A 305-nucleotide genomic window follows, 5' to 3' on the forward strand; every position below is an offset into this window, starting at 1 on the left:
CACGTCCGGCCGGTCGTCGTCGACGAGCACGCTCTCCGTCCCGTGGCGGTCGGCGGCCCGCGGCGCGGGCTTGTACTCCTCCTCGACCTTCTGGTCGGGGGCGGGGAAGAGCAGGCGCACGGTCGTCCCCGTGCCGGCCTCCGAGTAGATCACGACCGACCCGCCGGACTGTTTGGCGAAGCCGTAGACCATGGCGAGCCCGAGGCCGGTGCCCCGGCCTTCCTCTTTCGTGGTGAAGCACGGCTCCATCACCCGGGACAGGATCTCGGGCGGCATGCCGCTGCCCCTGTCGGTCACTGAGACCG

Annotated in this window: 1 protein-coding gene; it reads right to left on the reverse strand. The window is 71.5% G+C overall.

Translation table 11 applies throughout. The annotated features are described in order from the left end of the window. Nucleotides 1-305 (reverse strand): ATP-binding protein (locus ACLBXP_RS25625; protein ID WP_447670631.1); only part of this gene is annotated, 305 nt, incomplete at both ends.

It is taken from the genome of Methylobacterium sp. A54F (assembly GCF_053346035.1).